Raw genomic sequence first — 19,893 nt, 5'->3', positions numbered from 1 at the left:
TCAGTTTCCCCAGATGTCATAGAGCCGGACCTCCAGAACCGCCAGCACGACCGCGCCCGCCGCCACCGTGACCGAACCCCAGCGGGTCCGCTCGGTCAACGACAGGAATCCGGCCGCGGGCACGGCGGCGAACGAACCGATCAGATACGCGACGAACACCGCCATCCCCTGCTCCGGCCGCTCCCCGCGCGCCAGCTGCACGACGCCCACGACCAACTGGGCCAACGCCAGCACGGAGACGACCGCCATCCCGATGAAATGCCAGTCCTTCGTCGGCTGGTCCCGGTAGGCGGCATGTCCGCACCAGGCGGCGAGGGCGAGCGCGGCCACGGCGACCGCGACCGTCAGGGCGTCAAGCATGGGTCGAGGGTATTACGGACGGAACGCCCGCCCGCGTGCGGCCCCGGCCACCGCGGAGAGCGCCGCCCGCGCGGAGCGCGCACCGTGGCCTTGGCCACAACCGGTGGAGGAGGTTCCGCTCCCCCGGCATCCGGCCGGCCCCGGTCCCGCTCCAGCGAACACCTTGTCACCGCAGGTCACAGCCGTGCGCCGAGAGTCGGCCGACGTAACCGGAGTGATGGCGTCCGGCCATCCAGCCCTGTCCGATATGCGGACAGGGTGGATCGCGGAGACCTCACGTCTGTTTTACTTGGCCCATGACCACGACGAGCAGCCGCATCCTTGCGACCGAGGCGATCAGCACGCCCGGTGCTCGTTGTATGTGTCGAATGCGCGCCTTCTGAGGGCCCCCGCCTGAGCCTCGCGCCCCGAAGCGAGACCGAGCCTGCGCCGTCCGCACCCCGCGGAACGAGCGCGCCCGCGCATGCGCTGTCCTCCCGGCCGACCGCCGCGCAGCCATGCCGAGACCCCGGCCGACCAGCCCGAACAGTCTCTTCAGACGAACGCCCCGTGCCCGGCGGACACCGCGCCGCGCACTCGACAGTGACGGAAACCCCTGTGATCACCACGACGGGCCTCACGAAGGTCTACCAGTCGCGCGACCGTGAGGTCACCGCACTCGACGGCGTCGACCTGCACGTCCGCGAAGGCGAGGTGTACGGCGTCATCGGACAGAGCGGCGCCGGAAAGTCCTCCCTCATCCGCTGCGTCAACCTCCTGGAACGCCCCACCTCCGGAACCGTGACGGTGGCCGGCCAGGACCTCACCGCCCTCGCCGGCCGCGGCCGGCGGGCCGGCGCCGAGCTCCGCCGGGCCCGCACCCGCATCGGCATGGTCTTCCAGCACTTCAACCTGCTGGACTCCCGCACCGTGCTGGACAACGTGGAGCTGCCGCTGGAGATCCTCAACCTCTCCGGCCAGGAGCGCACCCGCAAGGCCAGGGAACTCCTCGACCTGGTCGGCCTCGCCGACAAGGCGAAGGCCTACCCCGGTCAGCTCTCCGGAGGTCAGAAGCAGCGCGTGGGCATCGCCCGCGCCCTGGCGGGCGACCCCCAGGTGCTGCTCTCGGACGAGGCGACCTCCGCACTCGACCCCGAGACCACCCGCTCCATCCTCCAGCTGCTGCGCGACCTCAACCAGCAGCTCGGCCTGACCGTCCTGCTCATCACGCACGAGATGGACGTCGTCAAGACCATCTGCGACTCCGCGGCGCTCATGCGGCGCGGCCGGATCGTCGAGTCGGGGACCGTCGCGGAACTCCTCGCCACCCCCGGCTCCGAACTGGCCCACGAGCTGTTCCCGGTCGGCGGGACCGCCTCCGGCCCCGACCGCACGGTCGTCGATGTCACCTTCCAGGGGGAATCGGCGTCCCAGCCGGTCATCTCCCAGCTCTCGCGTACGTACAACATCGACATCTCGATCCTCGGCGCCGCGATGGACACCGTCGGAGGCAGGCAGATCGGCCGGATGCGCATCGAGCTGCCCGGCCGCTTCGAGGAGAACGTCGTGCCCATCGGGTTCCTGCGCGAGCAGGGCCTCCAGGCCGAGGTCGTCGAGGGCGGGTCCGGACGGACGTCCCGTGCCGCGACCGCCGAGGCCGACGGGACCGCCGCCACCGTCGTTCCGGGGCAGCAGGCGTCCGTCGCGCTCACCAAGGAGGCCGTCAAGTGACCTGGTCCGAAATGCAGCCCCTGCTGGCCCAGGGCACCGTCGACACCCTCTACATGGTGCTGTGGTCCGCGCTGGTCACCGTCGTCGGCGGACTGCCGCTCGGCGTGCTGCTGGTCCTCACCGACCAGGGCGGACTGCTGCAGAACACCGTGGTGAACAAGGTCGTCGGCGTGATCGTGAACATCGGCCGCTCCCTGCCGTTCATCATCCTGCTGATCGCCCTGATCCCCTTCACCACCTGGGTCGTCGGCACCTTCATCGGTCCCACCGCGATGATCGTGCCGCTCGCCGTCGGAGCCATCCCGTTCTTCGCCCGGCTCGTCGAGACGGCGATCCGCGAGGTCGACCACGGACTCGTCGAGGCGGTGCAGTCGATGGGCGGCTCCATCCCCACGATCGTCCGCAAGGTGCTCCTCCCGCAGGCCCTGCCCTCGATCGTCTCGGGTGTCACCACCACCCTCATCGTGCTCATCGGCTACTCCGCGATGGCCGGAGCGGTCGGCGGCGAAGGGCTCGGCTCGCAGGCCATCACCAACGGATTCCAGCGCTTCGACAACCGTTTCATGCTGGTCACCGTCGCGCTGCTGGTCGTCATCGTCACCGTGATCCAGGTGATCGGCGACATCGCCGTCCGGCTGCTGGCCCGCCGCGGCCGCACCGCCTCCTGAGTCCCACCCCCCCCAGAACTTTCCGTCCCACCGAGCCCGAACTCCTTGTCCGGGCGCACCACCACAAGAAAGAGGCACTTTTCGTGCGCAAGAACATCAAGATCACCGCAACCGTCGCTTCCGCCGCCGCCCTCGCCCTGGGCCTGAGCGCCTGCGGCACGGCCTCCGACCCGGCCTCCAAGAGCGAGACCGGTGCGAACGCCGACACCTCCAAGGCCCTGGTCGTCGCCGCGTCCCCGACGCCGCACGCCGACATCCTGAACTTCGTCAAGAAGAACCTGGCGAAGAAGGAGGGCCTCAACCTGGAGGTCAAGGAGTTCACGGACTACGTCCTGCCGAACACCGCCACCCAGAGCGGCCAGGTCGACGCCAACTTCTTCCAGCACAAGCCCTACCTGGACGACTTCAACGCGAAGCAGAAGACCACCATCGTGCCCGTGGTCGACGTCCACCTGGAGCCGCTGGGCCTCTACTCCAAGAAGGTCAAGGACCTCAAGGGCATCAAGGCCGGCCAGACCGTCGCCGTCCCCAACGACACCACCAACGGCGGCCGCGCCCTCCAACTGCTCGCCGAGAACGGCCTGATCACCCTCAAGGACGGCGTCGGCACCAGCGCCAAGCTGAGCGACATCACCGACAAGAAGGGCCTGGAGTTCAAGGAGCTGGAGGCCGCCACCGTGCCCCGCGCGCTGGACGACGTGGACGCCGCCGTCATCAACGGCAACTACGCCATCGAGGCCGACCTGAAGCCCGGCAAGGACTCCCTGGTCCTGGAGAAGGCCGAGGGCAACCCGTACGCCAACTTCCTGGCGGTCAAGGACGGCAACGAGAAGGACCCGCGCGTCGAGAAGCTCGCGAAGCTCCTCAACTCCGACGAGGTCAAGAAGTTCATCGAGGACACCTACCAGGGTGCGATCGTCCCGGCCTTCGGGACCCCCGCCACCTCCTGACGCCCACCCGGCACCTCTCGACGGAGCCCCGCACTTCCCTCCCGGAGGCGCGGGGCTCCGGCGTGCCGACCCGCCCATGCGCACGGCGGACCCGATGTTGCATGCTGTGCTTTTACCCGGTCCTCGGCATGGAGCTGCGCATGACTAACACCTTTCCGTCCATCTCCATCAGCACGGACAGGTTGGTGATGCGCCCCTTCGAGATGGACGACATCCCCGCGTACATCGAGATGATGAACGACGAGGCTGTCACCGCGTGGATGGACGGGCCGAACCCGTACACCCAGGTCGACGCCGAACGCTGGGTCCGCAGAATCGCTCCCGCGGAGCGCACCGCGGGCCACGGCATCGCCCTCGCCGTCACCGAGTTCCTCACCCAGCGGCTCGTCGGCAGCGTCCGCCTCCTCAACACCGACTGGCGCACCCTGGCCACCGAGGTCCGCTACATCACCGCGCCCTGGGCCCGGGGCGAGGGGTACGCCACCGAATCCGTGCTCGCCATAGCCCAATGGCTCTTCCGCGACCAGGGCTTCGAACGCATCGAACTGCGCACCCCCGCCGACAACACCGCCTCCCAGCAGGTCGCCCAGAAGCTCGGCTGCATCAGCGAGGGAGTCCTGCGCAACGCCCGCATCGCCCGGACCCGGACCGAGAACGGCACCGACGGAGGCTGGACCGACATCCGCACCGACCTGATCCTCTGGGGACTCCTCCCCGAGGACCTCGAAGGGGTCGCGGAACAGCTCGCCGACGCCGGCGACTACGGCACGTACAACAACTGGCAGTAGAGCCCGAGGCCCCCCCGCGAGCCCGAGGCCAGGACCGGGTACTCTCACCCCTGCCCGGCACCGCGCGGGCAACGCCCGCTCCCTTTGACACCCCAGGAGACAGACGACGATGGCCGACCGGGTCACGGTGATCGGCTGGGACGGCTCGCCACTGACCAGAGCGGCCGCGGCCGCGCTCTCGGGCGCCACGCTCGTCGCCGGCGCCGCCCACCACCTCGCCCTGCCGGAAGTGCCCCCGCACGCCGAACGCATCCGCCTCGGCAGCGTCGACCTCGCCGCCCGCAGGATCGCCGGACACCGCGGCAGCGCCGTGGTCCTCGCCGACGGCGACCCCGGCTTCTTCGGCGTCGTCCGCGCCCTGCGCGACCGCGAACACGGCATGGAGGTCGAGGTCGTCCCCGCCGTCTCCTCCGTGGCCACCGCCTTCGCACGGGCCGGCATGCCCTGGGACGACGCCCAGGTGGTCGTCGCCCACCCCCGCACCCTGCGCCGCGCGGTCAACGTCTGCCGGGCCCACCACAAGGTCGCCGTCCTCACCTCACCTGGCGCCGGACCCGCCGAACTGGCCCTGCTCCTCGACGGCGTCCACCGCACCTTCGTGATCTGCGAGGAACTCGGCACCGCCCGCGAGCGCGTCACCGTCCTCACCTCCGACAAGGCGGCCGACCACGCCTGGCGCGACCCCAACGTCGTCATCGTCATCGGCGGCGGCCCCGAGACCACCGCCGCCGGCGCCTGGATCGCCGGCCGCCCGCCCGCCTACCCCCAGGGCATACGGGGCTGGGCCCTGCCCGCCGAGGCCTACCGGGCCGCCGGGGCCGAGCGGATGCAGGAGTCAGGCGAGGGCGAGTTCCCCGGCCTGCGCGCCGCCCAGCTCGCCCGGCTCGGCCCCCGCACCGGCGACCTGGTCTGGGACATCGGCTCCGGCAGCGGCGCCCTCGCCGTCGAGGCCGCCCGCTTCGGCGCGGCGGTCCTGGCCGTGGACGACGACCCGGCCGCCTGCGCCCGCACCGAGGCCGCCGCCCGCGCCTTCGGCGTCCCCGTCCAGGTGGTCCGCGGCCGCGCCCCGCACATCCTGGAACGCCTGCCCGAACCGGACGTCGTACGGATCGGCGGCGGGGGAGTCCCGGTGGCCCGGGCCGTCATCGACCGGCGACCGGAACGCATCGTCACGCACGCCTCCCACCGGGACGAGGCCGAGGCGCTCGGCGCGGCCCTCACCGGCAACGGCTACACCGTCGAGTGCTCGCTGCTCCAGTCCGTCGACCTGGACACCGAGGTGTGGACCGAGCGCGAGAGGTCCGTCGTGTTCCTGCTCTCCGCGGGGCGTTCGGACCTCGCCCCCTGACCCGCTCGGCCCGGTGCGGAAGGTAGGCTGGCGGATTGTTGTACCGCACCCGGCCGTTCGTCGCTTCGTTCGTCAATGTCCGGAAAAGTGGACTGCTTTGTTCCGCACTGTGGTACGGCACAACCCGGGGGACGCGCAACGTGGCGCAGTCCACAGTGAGCCGTGGCAGAACTGCCTGTCGCGGCGGCGAACGGCCGCGAGAATAGGAAGCCCCGCGGGCGTTTCGTGCCGCGCGGCGAGCCCGCTCGTTCTTCATGACGAGCACCGGCGTGCCGTGGTTCGGCGTCCCGGGCGAAGGGCCGAAGGAGCACTGACGATGGGCGAGGGGTACGCATGACTGACACCGGCCAGATCCCGGGCGAGGGACTGCCGGAGAACGCAGGCATGGTGGAGCAGCCGGGCATCCCCGCCCCGGACGCGTACACCTTCCTCGACCCCTCCGAGCACACTCCCGAGGACGACGACCTTCTGCTGATGCCGACCTCCCAGGGCGCCTGGAGCGACCCGCAGGCCGCCCCGGCCCCCGCGCAGGGCCAGCCCGCCGCACAGACCGCGGTGGCGCAGCCCGTCGCCCACGAGCACGGCGCGCAGCCCCAGCGGCAGGCCCCCGCGCAGCAGGGCCGGGCGGCTGCCGCCTCCGCGCCCGCCGAGACGCACAGCACCCATGAGTCCGGTGGCCGCGACTCCGGCTCCGTGGACCTCAACGGCGTACGCATTCCCGCGCCCGCACCGGTCGGTGCGCACGCCGCGGCCGCCCCCGCCCGCCGCCCGCTGCACCGGGGCCCCGCCTCCGCCGATCCCCCGTCGTACGGCGGTACGCAGGGCGGCGTCGTGCGCTCACTGGCCGACCGGGGTCCCGCCGGAGCCACCCGGACCGCCGCTCCCGCACGCCACGCCGGCCCGCCGACGCCCGGCCCCGAGCACGTCGACGTCCCGGCCGTGGACCCCTCGACGCTGCCCGGCCCGCAGCTGGGCGAGATTCCGCCGCAGGCCGGCGCCCCGTGGGGGGCGCAGCCGCCGCAGCCGGAGCCGGAGCAGGTCGTCGCGGAGCCGGCGCCGGCGGAGCAGGCCCAGCAGCCGGAGCAGGTTCAGGCCGTCGAGGCCGAGCAGCCGGTGGCCGAGCAGCCGGTGGTCGAGCAGCCGGTGGCTGAGCAGCCGGTGGCTGAGCAGCCGGTGGTCGAGCAGCCGGTGGCTGAGCAGCCGGTGGTCGAGCAGCCGGTGGCTGAGCAGCCGGTGGTCGAGCAGCCGGTGGCTGAGCAGCCGGTGGTCGAGCAGCCGGTGGGCGAGCCCGAGGTGGTCGAGCAGACCGTGGCCGAGGAGCCGGTTCGGGCGACTCCGCCGGTTCAGGCGGTTCAGCAGGCAGAGCCGGTGGCCGTGCCCGCCCCGGCGGCGGTTTCGGTGCCCCCGATCGAGCAGCCGGAGCAGCCCCAGCCCACTGCCGGTGCGCAGCCCGAGCAGCCCCCGCAGGCCCTCCCGGCAGAAACGGTCGTTCCCGTGACGACCGCCGCGGAGATGCCCCCGGCCGGTCCTGTCGTCGTACCGGAGGATCAGGCGGCCCGGCCGGAGGCGCTGACGGAAGCACCCGCCCAGGCCCCGGCCGATGAGGTGGCCGCGCCCGCGCCCGAGCCCGAGGCGTCGGAACCGGTGGAGGCGCAGCACGCTGCCGTCGTGGCCCCGGAGCCCGAGGCGCCGGCCGTCCCGATGGAGACCGCGTCCCCCGGACCTCAGCCCCCGGCACAGGACGCGCCTGTCGTGGAGCCCGTGGTGCAGCCCGGGCCGGTGACACAGCCCGAGCAGGAGCAGCCCGTCGAACCGGCCCCCGAGTCCGCCCCGGCGGCAGCGGTTGCCGGGAGCCCGGAAGCCGTCCCCGCTCCGGAAGCCGCTGTGGTTCCGCACGCGGTCCCCGCTCCGGAAGCCGTCGTGGCTCCGGAGGCGGTAGGGGCGGAGCCGGTGGCCGAGCCGCTCGCACCCGGGCCCGTGCAGCCCGAGCCCGTCGCCGCGGAACCGGCCGAGCCCGTGGCGCCCGTGGAGTCCCCCGAGCCCGTGACGGCGGAAGCGGAGGGCGCGGAGGCGCAGGAGCCGACGGCTCAGCAGCTTCCCGCGACGGAGCAGGAAGCTGCCCCGACCCCCGCCCCCGAGCCCACTGCCGAGCCCCGCGTGGAAACGGCGGCCGAAGCGGCCGACCCGGTCGCGCCGGAAGCCGAGGACGGCACCGGCCCCGAGGTCATCGAGACTCCGGAACTCCCGGAACCGCTGGAGCACGACCAGCAGGCGCAGGCAGCCGAGCAGCAGGCACAGGCCGGGGCGTCGCAGCCGGTCGAGGCGCCGCAGCAGCCTGAGGCGGCACAGCCGCTCGAAGGGCCCACCGAGCCCGCGCAACCCACCGAACAGGCCGCATCCACCGAACAGGCCGCATCCACCGAACAGGCCGCATCGACAGAACAGGCCGAACAGGCCGAACCGTTCACTCCGCCCGCCCCCGGTTACGACGACGCCGAGCGGGAAGCGGTCCTGCGGGTCATGCGCGAGCGCCGGGACATCCGCAACGGCTTCCGCAGCGACCCGATTCCGCACGAGGTCCTGCTCCGGGTGCTGGAGGCGGCGCACACCGCTCCGAGCGTCGGCCACTCGCAGCCGTGGGACTTCGTCGTCATCCGCTCCGCGGAGACCCGTCGCTCCATGCACGAACTGGCCCAGACCCAGCGCGACGCCTACGCCAAGTCGCTGCCCAAGGGCCGGGCGAAGCAGTTCAAGGAACTGAAGATCGAGGCGATCCTCGACACCCCGGTCAACATCGTCGTGACCGCCGACCCCACCCGCGGCGGTCGTCACACCCTCGGCCGGCACACCCAGCCGCAGATGGCGCCGTACTCCTCGGCCCTCGCCGTCGAGAACCTCTGGCTCGCCGCGCGCGCCGAGGGCCTCGGCGTCGGCTGGGTCAGCTTCTTCGACGAGCGGGAGATGGTCCGCGCGCTCGGCCTCCCCGAGCACCTGGAGGTCGTGGCCTACCTGTGCGTCGGCTACGTCGACGAGTTCCCCGAGGAGCCCGAGCTGATGCAGGCGGGCTGGTCCAAGCGCCGCCCGCTGTCCTGGGTCGTCCACGAGGAGACGTACGGCCGCCGCGCGCTGCCCGGCGCCGAGCCGCACGACCTGCTCCAGGAGACGATCTCCGCGATCCGCCCGCTGGACGCCAAGGCGCTCGGCGAGGCGTGGGAACGCCAGAAGCGGATGACGAAGCCCGCCGGCGCGCTCGGAATGCTGGAGATCATCTCCGCACAGCTGTCCGGGCTCTCCCGGATGTGCCCGCCGCCGATCCCGGAGCCCGCGGCCGTCGCGATCTTCGCCGGCGACCACGGGGTGCACGCCCAGGGCGTGACCGCCTGGCCGCAGGAGGTCACCGCCCAGATGGTGGCGAACTTCCTGGGCGGCGGAGCCGTCTGCAACGCCTTCGCGGCCCAGGTCGGCGCGGAGGTCTGTGTCGTGGACGTGGGCGTGGCCACGGACCTGCCGGCGACCCCGGGTCTGCTGCCCCGCAAGGTACGCGCGGGAACGGCGGACTTCACGACGGGTCCCGCGCTCTCCCGGGAAGAGGTCCTCGCGGCGATCGAGGTGGGCATCGAGACCGCCCGTGACCTGGTGGCGGCAGGCAACAAGGCCCTGCTCACCGGCGAGATGGGCATCGCCAACACCACCGCGTCGGCCGCCCTGATCTGCGTGTACACGGGGGCCGACGCCTCCGAGGTGACCGGTCGGGGGACCGGCATCAACGACGAGATGCACGCCCGCAAGGTCGACGTCGTCCGCCGCGCCCTCGACCTGCACCAGCCGGACCCGGCCGACCCGATCGGTGTGCTCGCGGCGGTCGGCGGCCTGGAGCACGCGGCGATGGCCGGCTTCCTCCTGGGCGGCGCCTCCCTGCGTACGCCGGTGATCCTGGACGGCGTGAGCGCGGGCGCGGCGGCCCTGGTGGCCCGCGCCATCGCCCCCGAGGCACTGGCCGCCTGCATCGCCGGCCACCGCAGCGCGGAGCCCGGCCACGTGGCCGCGCTCAACAAGCTGGGCCTGCGCCCGCTGGTCGACCTCGACCTGCGGCTGGGCGAGGGCACCGGCGCGCTGCTGGCGCTCCCGATCGTGCAGAGCGCGGCCCGCGCGATGCACGAGGTGGCGACGTTCGACTCGGCGGGCGTGACGGAGAAGTAGCGAGAAGCCAGGGCGGGGGCCTCCGACCCCCGCCCTGGCATCGCCTCGCTCGCGCCGCGGCCCGCCGCTCCGGCAGCCCACTCAGTCCCTCCGGCGTCTGAGGAGCGTGGTCCGGGGCGGAGCCCCGAATCCAGCCGGTCCGGCGCTCGAGGACAGGGGCCCGGGCGGAGCCCCGGTTTCGGGAAGGGGCGGGCAGGGGGGGACAGGCCCGCCGCGGGCGCCCCCCACCCCGTATCGTGTTCCCGACCCAGACCTCAGCTTTCCGCACGTCACAGCCGCTCCACCGCCGCAGCGGCCCTACGCAGCACCCGCACGAGGAGCCCGCACCGCCATGGCCGAGCACGCAGACCACGCCGAGCACGCCGACCGCGCAGACCACCCCGCGTACCCCGTAGGACTGCGCCTGCACGGCCGCCGCGTCGTCGTCGTCGGTGGCGGACAGGTCGCCCAGCGCAGGCTGCCGCAGCTCATCGCCACCGGGGCCGTCATCACGCTCGTCTCCCCGTCCGCGACGCCCTCCGTCGAGGCGATGGCGGACGCGGGGGAGATCCGCTGGGAGCGCCGCCGTTACCAGGACGGCGACCTCGCCGACACCTGGTACGCCCTGATCGCCTCCTCCGACACCACGGCCAACGACGCCGCCTCCGCCGAGGCCGAGCGCACCCGCACCTGGTGCGTGCGGGCCGACGACGCCGAGGCCGCCACCGCCTGGACCCCGGCCACCGGCCGCAGCGAGAACGTGACGGTCGCCGTCCTCACCACCACCTCCCAGGGCCGCGACCCCCGGCACTCCGCCGCCATCCGCGACGCGATCGTCGAGGGCCTGCGCGACGGCACCCTCGCCGCCCCGCACCACCGCACCCGGGCCCCCGGCGTCGCGCTCGTCGGCGGCGGCCCCGGCGACCCGGACCTGATCACGGTGCGCGGCCGCCGCCTCCTCGCCGAGGCCGACGTGGTCATCGCCGACCGCCTGGGCCCGCGCGACCTGCTCGACGAACTCCCGCCCCACGTCGAGGTGATCGACGCCGCGAAGATCCCGTACGGGCGGTTCATGGCCCAGGAGGCGATCAACCAGGCGCTCATCGAGCACGCCAAGGCGGGCAAGTCCGTCGTGCGGCTCAAGGGCGGCGACCCGTTCGTCTTCGGCCGCGGCATGGAAGAGGCCCAGGCGCTGGCCGCCGAGGGCATCCCCTGCACGGTCGTCCCCGGGATCTCCAGCACCATCTCCGTCCCCGGGGCGGCGGGCATCCCGGTCACCCACCGGGGCGTGGCCCATGAGTTCACCGTGGTCAGCGGCCACGTCGCCCCCGAGGACCCGCGCTCGCTGGTCGACTGGGCGGCCATCGCCCGGCTGCGCGGCACGCTCGTCCTGCTGATGGCGGTCGACAAGATCGGCGCCATCGCCGCCGCCCTGATCGCCCACGGCAAGGACCCGGCCACCCCGGTCGCCCTCGTCCAGGAGGGCACCACCTCCGCCCAGCGCCGGGTCGACGCCACCCTCGCGGACGTCGGCGAGCGCGCGGTCGCCGAGGACGTGCGTCCGCCCGCCGTGATCGTCATCGGCGAGGTCGTCGCGGTCGGCCCGCACTCCGCACCGGGGACCGGCCGGGACGGCTCGGACGGCCAGGCGTGAAGTAACCCGCGGTTACCTATCTCCCTCCCAGGCGTTGGCACCACACACCGGACAAGGCAGTATCACCCTGTGGCAGAACTCATCACCGTCGACGACCCCGACGACCCGCGGCTGAGCGACTACATCGGCCTGACCGACGTCGAGCTGCGACGACGGCGCGAACCCGCCGAAGGCCTCTTCATCGCCGAGGGCGAGAAGGTGATCCGCCGGGCCCGGCAGACCGGGTACGACATGCGGTCGATGCTGCTCTCGGCCAAGTGGGTCGACGTCATGCGCGACGTCATCGACGAGGTCCCGGCCCCGGTGTACGCCGTCGCCCCCGAACTCGCCGAACGCGTCACCGGCTACCACGTCCACCGCGGCGCGCTCGCCTCCATGCAGCGCAAGCCGCTGCCCGACTCCGACGAACTGCTCGCCACCGCCCGCCGGGTGGTGGTCATGGAATCGGTGAACGACCACACCAACATCGGCGCCATCTTCCGCAGCGCAGCGGCCCTCGGCATGGACGCGGTCCTGCTCTCCCCGGACTGCGCCGACCCGCTCTACCGGCGCTCCGTCAAGGTCTCCATGGGCGCGGTCTTCTCCGTCCCCTACGCCCGCCTCGAAGCCTGGCCCAAGGCGCTGGAAGGGGTACGGGAGGCCGGCTTCCGGCTCCTCGCCCTCACTCCGGACGCCAAGGCCACCAGCATCGACGAGGCGGCCCCGCACCGGCTGGACCGGGTGGCGTTGATGCTCGGAGCGGAGGGCGACGGCCTGTCCACGCAGGCGCTGATGGCCGCCGACGCCTGGGTCCGCATCCCGATGGCGCACGGCGTCGACTCGCTGAACGTGGGCGCGGCGGCCGCCGTCGCCTTCTACGCGGTGGCCACCGGACGCCCGGAGAGCTGAGCCGCGGTCCCGGCGCCGGGGCGCGGGCAGCTCACTGCTCAGGTCGGCCTCGGCGTCAGGACGACCGCAGCGGGACCCGCACAGCCTGCGCCTGAGCGTGTGCCTGCGGCGCCCGGTACTGCTGCTCGACCCCGGTCCCGATCCCGCCCAGCCCACGCGCGGGCCCCTGGCAGCCCTGTGCCGCCGCGATGCCCAGCGCCACCAGCAGCGTCACCACGACGAACACCACCAGCCGCTGGCGCAGCAGCCGCGGATTGGCGGGACGCCGCCCCGCCGAGGTCGTGCGCCCCCCGGAGCGGGTCCCCGGACGGCCGTTCGTCCCGGCCGGCGCCCCCGGCCGCTTCCCGGAACGCGTCGTGTCGCGCGACGCCTGCTGCGGGCGCGAGCCACCGGTGCGCGGCGGCCCCGAACGCGCGGGCGCGCCGCGTCTGCCCGGCTGCGGGCGGGAGGCGGACGGGCCCTCCGAGCGGCGGGTGTGCTGATCGGCGTACGGATCGGCCATCCGGCCGGTCGGCCGGTCGGCCTCCTGGGCGGAGCGCTGGACGGGCGGCCGGCTCTCGTGCAGCCCCTGCGCCTCGCGCGCCGCGATCTCCTTGAGCCGCATGGACAGTTGCAGCGTGCTGGGCCGCTCCTCCGGGTCCTTCGCCAGACAGGCGCTGATCAGCGGGGCCAACGCGTCGGGCACCCCGTGGAGCTGCGCCTCCTCGTGCACGACCCGGTACAGCATCACCTCGGAACTGCCGTGCCCGAAGGGGGAGTCGGCCATCGCCGCGTACGCGAGCGTCGCGCCGAGCGAGAAGACGTCCGTCGCGGGCGTCACGGCCGCGCCCCGGACCTGCTCGGGCGCGAGGAACCCGGGTGACCCCACCGCCGTACCGACATGGGTGAGCGTGCTCGCCCCGGTCGCCCAGGCGATGCCGAAGTCGATGATGCGGGGGCCCTTGGGGGAGAGGAGGATGTTCGACGGCTTCAGGTCGCGGTGGACCACCCCCGCCTCGTGCACCGCCACCAGGCCCTCGGAGAGCGCCGCCCCGATCGAGGCGACCTCGGCGGCGGCCAGGGGGCCCTCCTCGGCGACCTTGTCGTGCAGCGAGGGTCCGGGCACGTACTGCGTCGCGAACCACGGGCGGTCCGCCTCCAGATCGGCGGCGACCAGCCGGGCCGTGCAGCCGCCGCGGATCCGCCGGGCCGCCGACACCTCCCGCGCGAACCGCGAACGGAACTCCTGGTCCTCCGCCAGGTCGGGCCGGATCACCTTGAGCGCGACCCGCTGGCCGCGCCGGTCGGAACCGAGGTAGACGACGCCCATGCCGCCGGCGCCGAGCCGCCGGTGCAGCCGGAACGAGCCGACGAGACGCGGGTCCTCGCGCCGGAGCCGCATCATCGCCATCGTCTGCCCATCCCCGCTGCCTGGTCCGCCTGACGAGGCACAGCTTACGTACCCCGCGCCCGGCGCGCTCAGAGGCCGCGCCCTCGCCGGGGATTCGATTGTCCGTGCCGGGCGGGAGAGGTGAAGAGGGGTCAGGGCACGGCGGATCCGGGCCCCTCGGCCGACCGGCCTGCTCAAAGGGCCACCGGGCAAGGGAGATTGGATCACCGGGGGAGCACCCGGGCGCGGCCGTCACGGAGGCCGTGACCACCGCCCGGGCCTGCGGGGCGACGGTGCCCCGGGGGGTCCCGGACACGGGGAGGGCCGTCCGCCGGGGGCGGTGGGCGTGAGTGAAGTCACCCGGCGCACGCGCACGAGCGGCCGGCCGCACACCGGCAAGCGTGCCGGACCGGCCCGGGCGTCCCCTCCGGGATGACCCCAACCTCCGGTGGTCCGTCTCCACCCAGGGGAGTACGCCGATCGACGACGGCTCATCCTCCGGGAGGCCCGGTATTCGGTACGCGGGCATGACGCCCTGTACTCGGCGCTTACCTAATGTTGTGGTCAAGCGGTGGGCGCAGCACTCGTCCCCCGAGGTCACACGCCCGCCGCTCCCCATCAGGTCAGGAGAGGAACCATGTCGGACACGGCAGCGCGGACCATGGTCCGTACGCAGGGACGCAGGGCGTACGCCGCGTTCGGCACCCGTTCGTCCGGCACCCGCCACCCCTTGGTGGCGACGGCGATGGTCCTTCCCCTGGCGGCCCTGCTCGCGGTCGTCTTCGGCGGCTGGGAAGCGGTGGTCACACAGGCGTCGTCCGTGGCGGTGATGCTGGGGCGCTGAGCGGCGCCCGGGGTCCGGAAGAGCGGTCCGGACCCGCACATCCGGCCAACAGCCCCGTGGGGACGGGGGTGCGGCGGACGGCAGCGTTTGTCCGGTCAGCTGGGGAGCTGACCGGGCATCGCGCTGTCCGGGCCCACCCGTCCCCCGCCGGGCCGACGTACGCGTCACCGGCCGGCCCGGCTTCCTGTCGGGCGCTCCGGCCCGGGCTGCGGCTTCCGGGCCGGTCGGTCTCCCGTGCGGGCCCTCGCGTTACGCTCGCGGCGGGACCGGTGCCACGGCCGGGCCGACCGCCGCCGGGGGAGCCGTTGACCACCACCGAGACCTCAGCCGTCCATGACCTGGGCGCCCTCGCGCACCGGCTTTCCCACCCCGCCGGGGCGCGTTGCGTGTGCGAGCCGCCGCAGGTTCTCGCGGACCGGCCCGACGGCACGGTGGTCCGCAGCGGCGCGATCGTCGCGAAGGCCCACGCCGCCGACACCGACCGCGAGGCGCTGGCGGCCCGGATCGGCCTGGCCGCCGCCCCGCGGCTCTCCGGGATCCTGCTCCCGCCGCTCGACGTCCCGCCGCCCGCCGGTCCCGGTGCCCGCCCGGTCACGCTCTGGCCGCTCGGCGCGCCCGTCGACCCCACCGACCCCGAGGCGGCCCCCTGGGCCGAGGCCGCGGTGCTGCTCGCCCGCCTGCACCGGACGGAGCCGCCGTTCCGGCTCCCGCCGATGCGTGGACCGGCCAAGGCCGCGCGAGCCGTCGCCCGGATGCGCGCCGCCCTTCCCGGTGACCCGGCCGTCCTGCCCGTGCTGGCCGGCTGGCGGGCCCTGCCGGCCTGGGCCCGGGCCGAGGCCCCGGCACCCGCCCGGAGGGCCGGCTTCCTGTGCCACGGGGACCTGCACCTCGGCCAGCTCGTACGCCATCCCGCTCCGGACGGGCCCTGGTTGCTCATCGACGTGGACGACGCGGGGACGGGCGATCCGGCCTGGGACCTCGGCCGGCCCGCCGCCTGGTACGCCGCCGGTCTCCTGGCCCCCGAGGACTGGTCCGCCTTCCTGGACGCCTACCGGTCCGCCGGGGGACCGGCGGTGCCCGCCGACGGGGACCCCTGGCCCGAACTCGACGTCCCGGCCCGCGCGCTGACGGTGCAGACGGCGGCGCTCGCCCTGGTCAAGTGCGCCGCGGAGGGAAGGGTTCCGGACGAGCTCGAACAACTGATGATCGAATCCTGTGCCCGAATCGCTACGCTGCCGCCCGAGTTGGCCGCCGACCACGCGTCGTAGGGTGAACGGACCGCCGCCGGGCAGACATTCCGGCGACGGCACAACGAGGGCGAGGAGCCGAGCCGATGATGCAGTGCCCGAAGTGTCACGCGCAGATGAACACGTACAACCGCAACGGCGTTCAGATCGAGCAGTGCAGCGGTTGCCGGGGGATATTCCTCGACTACGGCGAACTGGAGTCGCTGACCCGCCTGGAGTCCCAGTGGTCCCAGCAGGCCCCGCCCGCGCCCCCCGCCCCGCAGGCCTACCCGGCCGCGCCGGCCGCCCACGCCCCCGCCCCCGCCTGGGGCGCGCCGCAGCACGGCGGGCACGGTGGGCACTACGGCCACCACCGCCAGAAGGGCTTCGGCCGGATGCTGTTCTCGTCCTGATCGTTCCGAACGTCCTCCGTGTCCCGGCGGCCACGTGCCGCCGGGACACGGAGGGGCCGGACCGTACGACGAGAGAACCCCCGGTCGTGGAGACGGCCGGGGGCTCTCTGTGGTGCGCGATACTGGGATTGAACCAGTGACCTCTTCCGTGTCAGGGAAGCGCTCTCCCGCTGAGCTAATCGCGCAGGGCGAACCTGCGTGTACTGCGTGCGCGATACTGGGATTGAACCAGTGACCTCTTCCGTGTCAGGGAAGCGCTCTCCCGCTGAGCTAATCGCGCGGGGATCCTCGCGGACCAGTGGACGATACTGGGATTGAACCAGTGACCTCTTCCGTGTCAGGGAAGCGCTCTCCCGCTGAGCTAATCGTCCTTGGAGGTGGAGACGGGATTTGAACCCGTGTAGACGGCTTTGCAGGCCGTTGCCTCGCCTCTCGGCCACTCCACCAGGGATGGGGGCTCGGGAAGAATCCCCCACCTTCTGCGAGCGGACGACCAGGTTCGAACTGGCGACCTCAACCTTGGCAAGGTTGCGCTCTACCAACTGAGCTACGTCCGCTTGTCTTTCCCGGCCCGCTTGCGCGTCCCGGCGACGTGTTGAACTCTAGCGGATTCCTGGGCCAGTACAAAAACGCGTTTGTGCAGCGTGCTGCGGTGACCTCGCCCCGGCGCAGGTCACCGCGCGCCGTCCTAGACTCATTCGCGTGTCCGACCTCGCCCCCTTGGCCCGTTTCGACGGCCTCATCGCCTCAGGTCTGCAGGATGTGACCCACGATCCCGCGGCTCTCGACTCATCCGGTTTCTGGGCGGTATGCGCCGATTTCGAAGGGCGCAGCGTCTGTGCCCGCTTCTCCGACGTGCGCAAGGAGGCGGTGCCTCCTCCCGTGCCCGGAGCGTGGCGCGGGCCCGCCACCGGGGACTGGACCTCCTCGCTGGACCGTGACGCCTACACGGCGGGCGTACGGCGGATCCGTGAACACATCGCGGCGGGCGACGTCTATCAGGCCAACCTCTGCCGGGTGCTCTCCGCACCGCTCCCCGGCGGCGGGGCCGGGGCCGATGTCGACGCCCTGACGTCCCTGCTCGCACGCGGCAACCCCGCCCCGTACGCCGGAACGATCCGGTTGCCGGGCCACGGCGTGGAGATCGCCACCGCCTCCCCGGAACTCTTCCTCCGGCGCGACGGGCGGACCGTGGAGTCCGGCCCGATCAAGGGCACCGGCCGGACCGAGGACGACCTGCTGGCGAAGGACCACGCGGAGAACGTGATGATCGTGGACCTGGTCCGCAACGACCTGGGCCGGGTCTGCGCCACCGGAAGCGTGAGCGTGCCCGATCTCTGCGTGGTGGAGAAGCACCCGGGTCTCGTCCACCTCGTCTCCACCGTCCGGGGCCGGCTGGCCGACGGAGCGGGCTGGCCCGAGCTGTTCTCGGCGGCCTTCCCGCCCGGCTCGGTCACCGGGGCGCCGAAGTCCAGCGCGCTGCGGATCATCGCCGAGCTGGAGCGGGCCCCGCGCGGACCGTACTGCGGTGCGATCGGCTGGGTCGACGCCGACCGGGGCACGGCCTCGCTCGCCGTCGGGATACGGACGTTCTGGATCGACCGGGCCGGGCCCGCGCCGCTGCTGCGGTTCGGGACCGGGGCCGGGATCACCTGGGGATCGGACCCGGAGCGCGAATGGGACGAGACCGAACTCAAGGCCTCCCGGCTGCTCGCTGTAGCGTCGGGTGCGTATTCGGAGACAGGAAGGACCGCGCTATGAGGATCTGGGTCAACGGCGGACTGCGGGACGCCGACGACGCCCGGCTGTCGGTGCTCGACCACGGGCTGACCGTGGGCGACGGCATCTTCGAAACGGTGCGTACGAGCGAGGGGCGCCCCTTCGCGCTGACCCGGCACCTCGACCGCCTCACCCGTTCCGCCCGGGGCCTGGGGCTGCCCGAGCCGGACCACGACGAGGTCCGCCGCGCGGCCGCCGCGGTCATCGACGCCAATCCCGTCGCCCTGGGACGCCTGCGGATCACCTACACCGGCGGGCTGTCCCCGCTCGGCTCGGACCGGGGGACCGACGGACCGAGCCTCGTCGTCGCCCTCGACGGGGTGAAGCGCCGCCCGGACAGCACGGCGGTGATCACCGTCCCCTGGACGCGCAACGAACGCGGCGCGCTCGCCGGCCTGAAGACCACCTCGTACGCCGAGAACGTCGTCGCCCTGGCACGGGCACGGGAGCGGGGCGCGTCCGAGGCGCTGTTCCCCAACACCGCCGACCGCCTCTGCGAAGGCACCGGCTCCAACGTGTTCGTCGTCCTGGACGGCCGCATCCACACCCCGCCGGTGGCCTCCGGCTGCCTCGCCGGGATCACCCGCGCGCTGACCGTGGAGTGGACCGGGGCCGAGGAGACCGACCTCCCGATGGATGTTCTCGCCGAGGCCGACGAGGTGTTCCTTACCTCGACGCTCCGTGACGTCCAGGCCGTGCACCGCCTCGACGACCGCGAGCCGGCCTCCAAGATCGGGCCGGTGACGGCGAAGGCCATGCGGATCTTCGCCGAGCGGTCCGGCGACGACCTCGACCCGTAACGGGCCGGGCGGCCCCACAGCCCCGAAGGCCCCGAAAAGCGCGTGACGGGGCCTCGCGCAGGGGATACAAACCCTTGATGACCACGACACTCCGGCCGTCCGGGCCGCTTCAGCAGGGCGCCGACGGCGCGCGGGCCCGCCATTACGACGTGTGCGACAACGGACGGCCCGTCGGCGCCGTCGCGATCAGCACCGACGACGCGTTCGGCCCGACCGCCGGGGTGCTGGGCTCGCTCGCCGTCGAGGAGTCCCGGCGCAGACGCGGCCGGGGCACCATCGCCGTGCTCGCCGCCGAGGAGGTGCTGCGGGGGTGGGGCTGCACCCGGGTGCGGGTGGAGGTCCCCGCCGACAACGACCCGGCCCGCCGCCTCGCGGCCGCCCTCGGCTACACCGAACGCAGCCGGAACATGGTCAAGGACCTCGGCCCGGACCCCGCCCCGCTCCCCGCGGGCCTCACCTCGCGCGCGATGGGCGACGAGGAGTTCGCCGCCTGGCGGCAGGACGCGGTGCGTGCGTACGCACAGGGCTGGATCGACCGCGGCGTGCCGCCCGAGCAGGCCGGGCTCAAGTCCGAGGCCGACCACGCCACCCTCCTGCCGGACGGACTGGCGACCGACGGGGTGCGCTTCCAGGTGCTGGTGCGTGCGGGCGAGGTCGTCGGACATGTGTGGGTGGCCCGCCGGGAGCTGCCGCCCGGTGGCGACGCCGGGTTCGTCTTCGACGTCGAGGTGCGCGAGGAGCACCGGGGCCGGGGCTACGGCAGGACCCTGATGCTGCTCGCCGAGGACGTCACCCGCACCTGGGGCGCGGACCGGCTCGGCCTGCACGTCTTCGCCTCCAACACCCCGGCCCTGCGGCTGTACGAGTCCCTCGGCTACGCGACGACGCGCTACAACCTGGCCAAGGCGCTGTAGCCC

The 19,893-nt window shown here is 73.4% G+C and carries 16 protein-coding genes and 5 tRNA genes; 14 read left to right on the top strand and 7 right to left on the bottom strand.

Translation table 11 applies throughout. The features are described 5' to 3' along the window. On the bottom strand, positions 1-360 hold the full coding sequence (locus tag OG245_RS05865; RefSeq protein WP_371622478.1) for a hypothetical protein: 360 nt from the start codon (positions 358-360) through the stop codon (positions 1-3). A 597-nt stretch (positions 361-957) separates the two neighbouring features. Here OG245_RS05865 and OG245_RS05860 point away from each other — a divergent pair. The 8 genes from OG245_RS05860 (at position 958) to OG245_RS05825 (ending at position 12,545) form a co-directional block, all read left to right on the top strand. After that, positions 958-2,070 carry a methionine ABC transporter ATP-binding protein gene (locus OG245_RS05860; protein WP_371622477.1) on the top strand — a complete coding sequence of 371 codons (1,113 nt, stop codon included), beginning with the start codon at positions 958-960 and terminating at the stop codon, positions 2,068-2,070. After that, positions 2,067-2,738 (top strand): methionine ABC transporter permease, encoded by a 672-nt coding sequence (locus tag OG245_RS05855; RefSeq protein ID WP_371622476.1) that lies wholly within the window; start codon positions 2,067-2,069, stop codon positions 2,736-2,738. Before OG245_RS05860 ends, OG245_RS05855 begins: the two co-directional genes overlap by 4 nt. Positions 2,739-2,821: 83 nt before the next feature. Then, positions 2,822-3,688 carry a MetQ/NlpA family ABC transporter substrate-binding protein gene (locus OG245_RS05850; RefSeq protein WP_371622475.1) on the top strand — a complete coding sequence of 289 codons (867 nt, stop codon included), beginning with the start codon at positions 2,822-2,824 and terminating at the stop codon, positions 3,686-3,688. Positions 3,689-3,789: 101 nt separating this feature from the next. Then, positions 3,790-4,476 (top strand): GNAT family N-acetyltransferase, encoded by a 687-nt coding sequence (locus OG245_RS05845; protein ID WP_371622474.1) that lies wholly within the window; start codon positions 3,790-3,792, stop codon positions 4,474-4,476. Between the two features lie 109 nt (positions 4,477-4,585). Beyond that, positions 4,586-5,824, top strand: a complete 1,239-nt coding sequence (gene cbiE / locus OG245_RS05840; RefSeq protein WP_371622473.1) for a precorrin-6y C5,15-methyltransferase (decarboxylating) subunit CbiE — start codon at positions 4,586-4,588, stop codon at positions 5,822-5,824. 333 nt (positions 5,825-6,157) lie between these two features. Further along, positions 6,158-10,024, top strand: a complete 3,867-nt coding sequence (gene cobT / locus OG245_RS05835) for a nicotinate-nucleotide--dimethylbenzimidazole phosphoribosyltransferase (RefSeq protein WP_371622472.1) — start codon at positions 6,158-6,160, stop codon at positions 10,022-10,024. A gap of 331 nt (positions 10,025-10,355) precedes the next feature. After that, positions 10,356-11,657, top strand: coding sequence for a uroporphyrinogen-III C-methyltransferase (cobA, locus tag OG245_RS05830; RefSeq protein WP_371622471.1), 1,302 nt, complete (start codon positions 10,356-10,358; stop codon positions 11,655-11,657). Between the two features lie 69 nt (positions 11,658-11,726). After that, positions 11,727-12,545, top strand: coding sequence for a TrmH family RNA methyltransferase (locus OG245_RS05825; protein ID WP_371622470.1), 819 nt, complete (start codon positions 11,727-11,729; stop codon positions 12,543-12,545). Between the two features lie 55 nt (positions 12,546-12,600). Here the strand turns inward: OG245_RS05825 and OG245_RS05820 are convergent, their stop codons facing one another. Beyond that, positions 12,601-13,935 (bottom strand): protein kinase, encoded by a 1,335-nt coding sequence (locus OG245_RS05820; RefSeq protein ID WP_371622469.1) that lies wholly within the window; start codon positions 13,933-13,935, stop codon positions 12,601-12,603. A gap of 616 nt (positions 13,936-14,551) precedes the next feature. Between OG245_RS05820 and OG245_RS05815 the strand changes: the two genes are divergently transcribed. The 3 genes from OG245_RS05815 (at position 14,552) to OG245_RS05805 (ending at position 16,397) form a co-directional block, all read left to right on the top strand. After that, complete coding sequence (locus OG245_RS05815; RefSeq protein ID WP_215110628.1) at positions 14,552-14,758, top strand: hypothetical protein; 207 nt, start codon at positions 14,552-14,554, stop codon at positions 14,756-14,758. Between the two features lie 305 nt (positions 14,759-15,063). Beyond that, positions 15,064-16,026 carry a phosphotransferase family protein gene (locus OG245_RS05810; RefSeq protein WP_371622468.1) on the top strand — a complete coding sequence of 321 codons (963 nt, stop codon included), beginning with the start codon at positions 15,064-15,066 and terminating at the stop codon, positions 16,024-16,026. Positions 16,027-16,091: 65 nt separating this feature from the next. Continuing rightward, complete coding sequence (locus tag OG245_RS05805) at positions 16,092-16,397, top strand: zf-TFIIB domain-containing protein (protein ID WP_371622467.1); 306 nt, start codon at positions 16,092-16,094, stop codon at positions 16,395-16,397. 110 nt (positions 16,398-16,507) lie between these two features. Here OG245_RS05805 and OG245_RS05800 read toward each other — a convergent pair. The 5 genes from OG245_RS05800 to OG245_RS05780 all read right to left on the bottom strand — a co-directional run bounded on the left by OG245_RS05800 (position 16,508) and on the right by OG245_RS05780 (position 16,954). Next, a tRNA-Val gene (locus OG245_RS05800) sits at positions 16,508-16,582 on the bottom strand. A gap of 23 nt (positions 16,583-16,605) precedes the next feature. After that, positions 16,606-16,677, bottom strand: a tRNA-Val gene (locus OG245_RS05795). Between the two features lie 19 nt (positions 16,678-16,696). Further along, a tRNA-Val gene (locus OG245_RS05790) sits at positions 16,697-16,768 on the bottom strand. Position 16,769: 1 nt separating this feature from the next. Further along, positions 16,770-16,843, bottom strand: a tRNA-Cys gene (locus OG245_RS05785). Between the two features lie 38 nt (positions 16,844-16,881). Further along, a tRNA-Gly gene (locus OG245_RS05780) sits at positions 16,882-16,954 on the bottom strand. 145 nt (positions 16,955-17,099) lie between these two features. Here OG245_RS05780 and OG245_RS05775 point away from each other — a divergent pair. The 3 genes from OG245_RS05775 to OG245_RS05765 all read left to right on the top strand — a co-directional run bounded on the left by OG245_RS05775 (position 17,100) and on the right by OG245_RS05765 (position 19,890). Further along, complete coding sequence (locus tag OG245_RS05775; protein WP_371622466.1) at positions 17,100-18,158, top strand: chorismate-binding protein; 1,059 nt, start codon at positions 17,100-17,102, stop codon at positions 18,156-18,158. After that, a complete protein-coding gene (locus OG245_RS05770) occupies positions 18,155-18,976 on the top strand; it encodes an aminotransferase class IV (protein ID WP_371622465.1) in 822 nt (273 codons plus the stop codon). Before OG245_RS05775 ends, OG245_RS05770 begins: the two co-directional genes overlap by 4 nt. A 77-nt stretch (positions 18,977-19,053) precedes the next feature. Continuing rightward, positions 19,054-19,890, top strand: a complete 837-nt coding sequence (locus OG245_RS05765) for a GNAT family N-acetyltransferase (RefSeq protein WP_371622464.1) — start codon at positions 19,054-19,056, stop codon at positions 19,888-19,890. The last annotated feature ends 3 nt before the right edge of the window (positions 19,891-19,893 follow it).

This window comes from Streptomyces sp. NBC_01116 (genome assembly GCF_041435495.1).
Classification (GTDB): domain Bacteria; phylum Actinomycetota; class Actinomycetes; order Streptomycetales; family Streptomycetaceae; genus Streptomyces.
Note: the sequence above shows the minus strand (reverse complement) of the source record. Positions and strands in the feature narration are given on the sequence as shown.

Excerpts from the sequence above, each read along its gene's own strand:
- cbiE (WP_371622473.1), top strand. The coding sequence starts at position 4,586 with ATGGCCGACCGGGTCACGGTGATCGGCTGGGACGGCTCGCCACTGACC.
- OG245_RS05865 (WP_371622478.1), bottom strand. The coding sequence starts at position 360 with ATGCTTGACGCCCTGACGGTCGCGGTCGCCGTGGCCGCGCTCGCCCTC.
- OG245_RS05765 (WP_371622464.1), top strand. The coding sequence starts at position 19,054 with ATGACCACGACACTCCGGCCGTCCGGGCCGCTTCAGCAGGGCGCCGAC.
- OG245_RS05805 (WP_371622467.1), top strand. The coding sequence starts at position 16,092 with ATGATGCAGTGCCCGAAGTGTCACGCGCAGATGAACACGTACAACCGC.
- OG245_RS05815 (WP_215110628.1), top strand. The coding sequence starts at position 14,552 with ATGTCGGACACGGCAGCGCGGACCATGGTCCGTACGCAGGGACGCAGG.
- OG245_RS05845 (WP_371622474.1), top strand. The coding sequence starts at position 3,790 with ATGCTGTGCTTTTACCCGGTCCTCGGCATGGAGCTGCGCATGACTAAC.
- cobT (WP_371622472.1), top strand. The coding sequence starts at position 6,158 with ATGACTGACACCGGCCAGATCCCGGGCGAGGGACTGCCGGAGAACGCA.
- OG245_RS05770 (WP_371622465.1), top strand. The coding sequence starts at position 18,155 with ATGAGGATCTGGGTCAACGGCGGACTGCGGGACGCCGACGACGCCCGG.
- cobA (WP_371622471.1), top strand. The coding sequence starts at position 10,356 with ATGGCCGAGCACGCAGACCACGCCGAGCACGCCGACCGCGCAGACCAC.
- OG245_RS05820 (WP_371622469.1), bottom strand. The coding sequence starts at position 13,935 with ATGGCGATGATGCGGCTCCGGCGCGAGGACCCGCGTCTCGTCGGCTCG.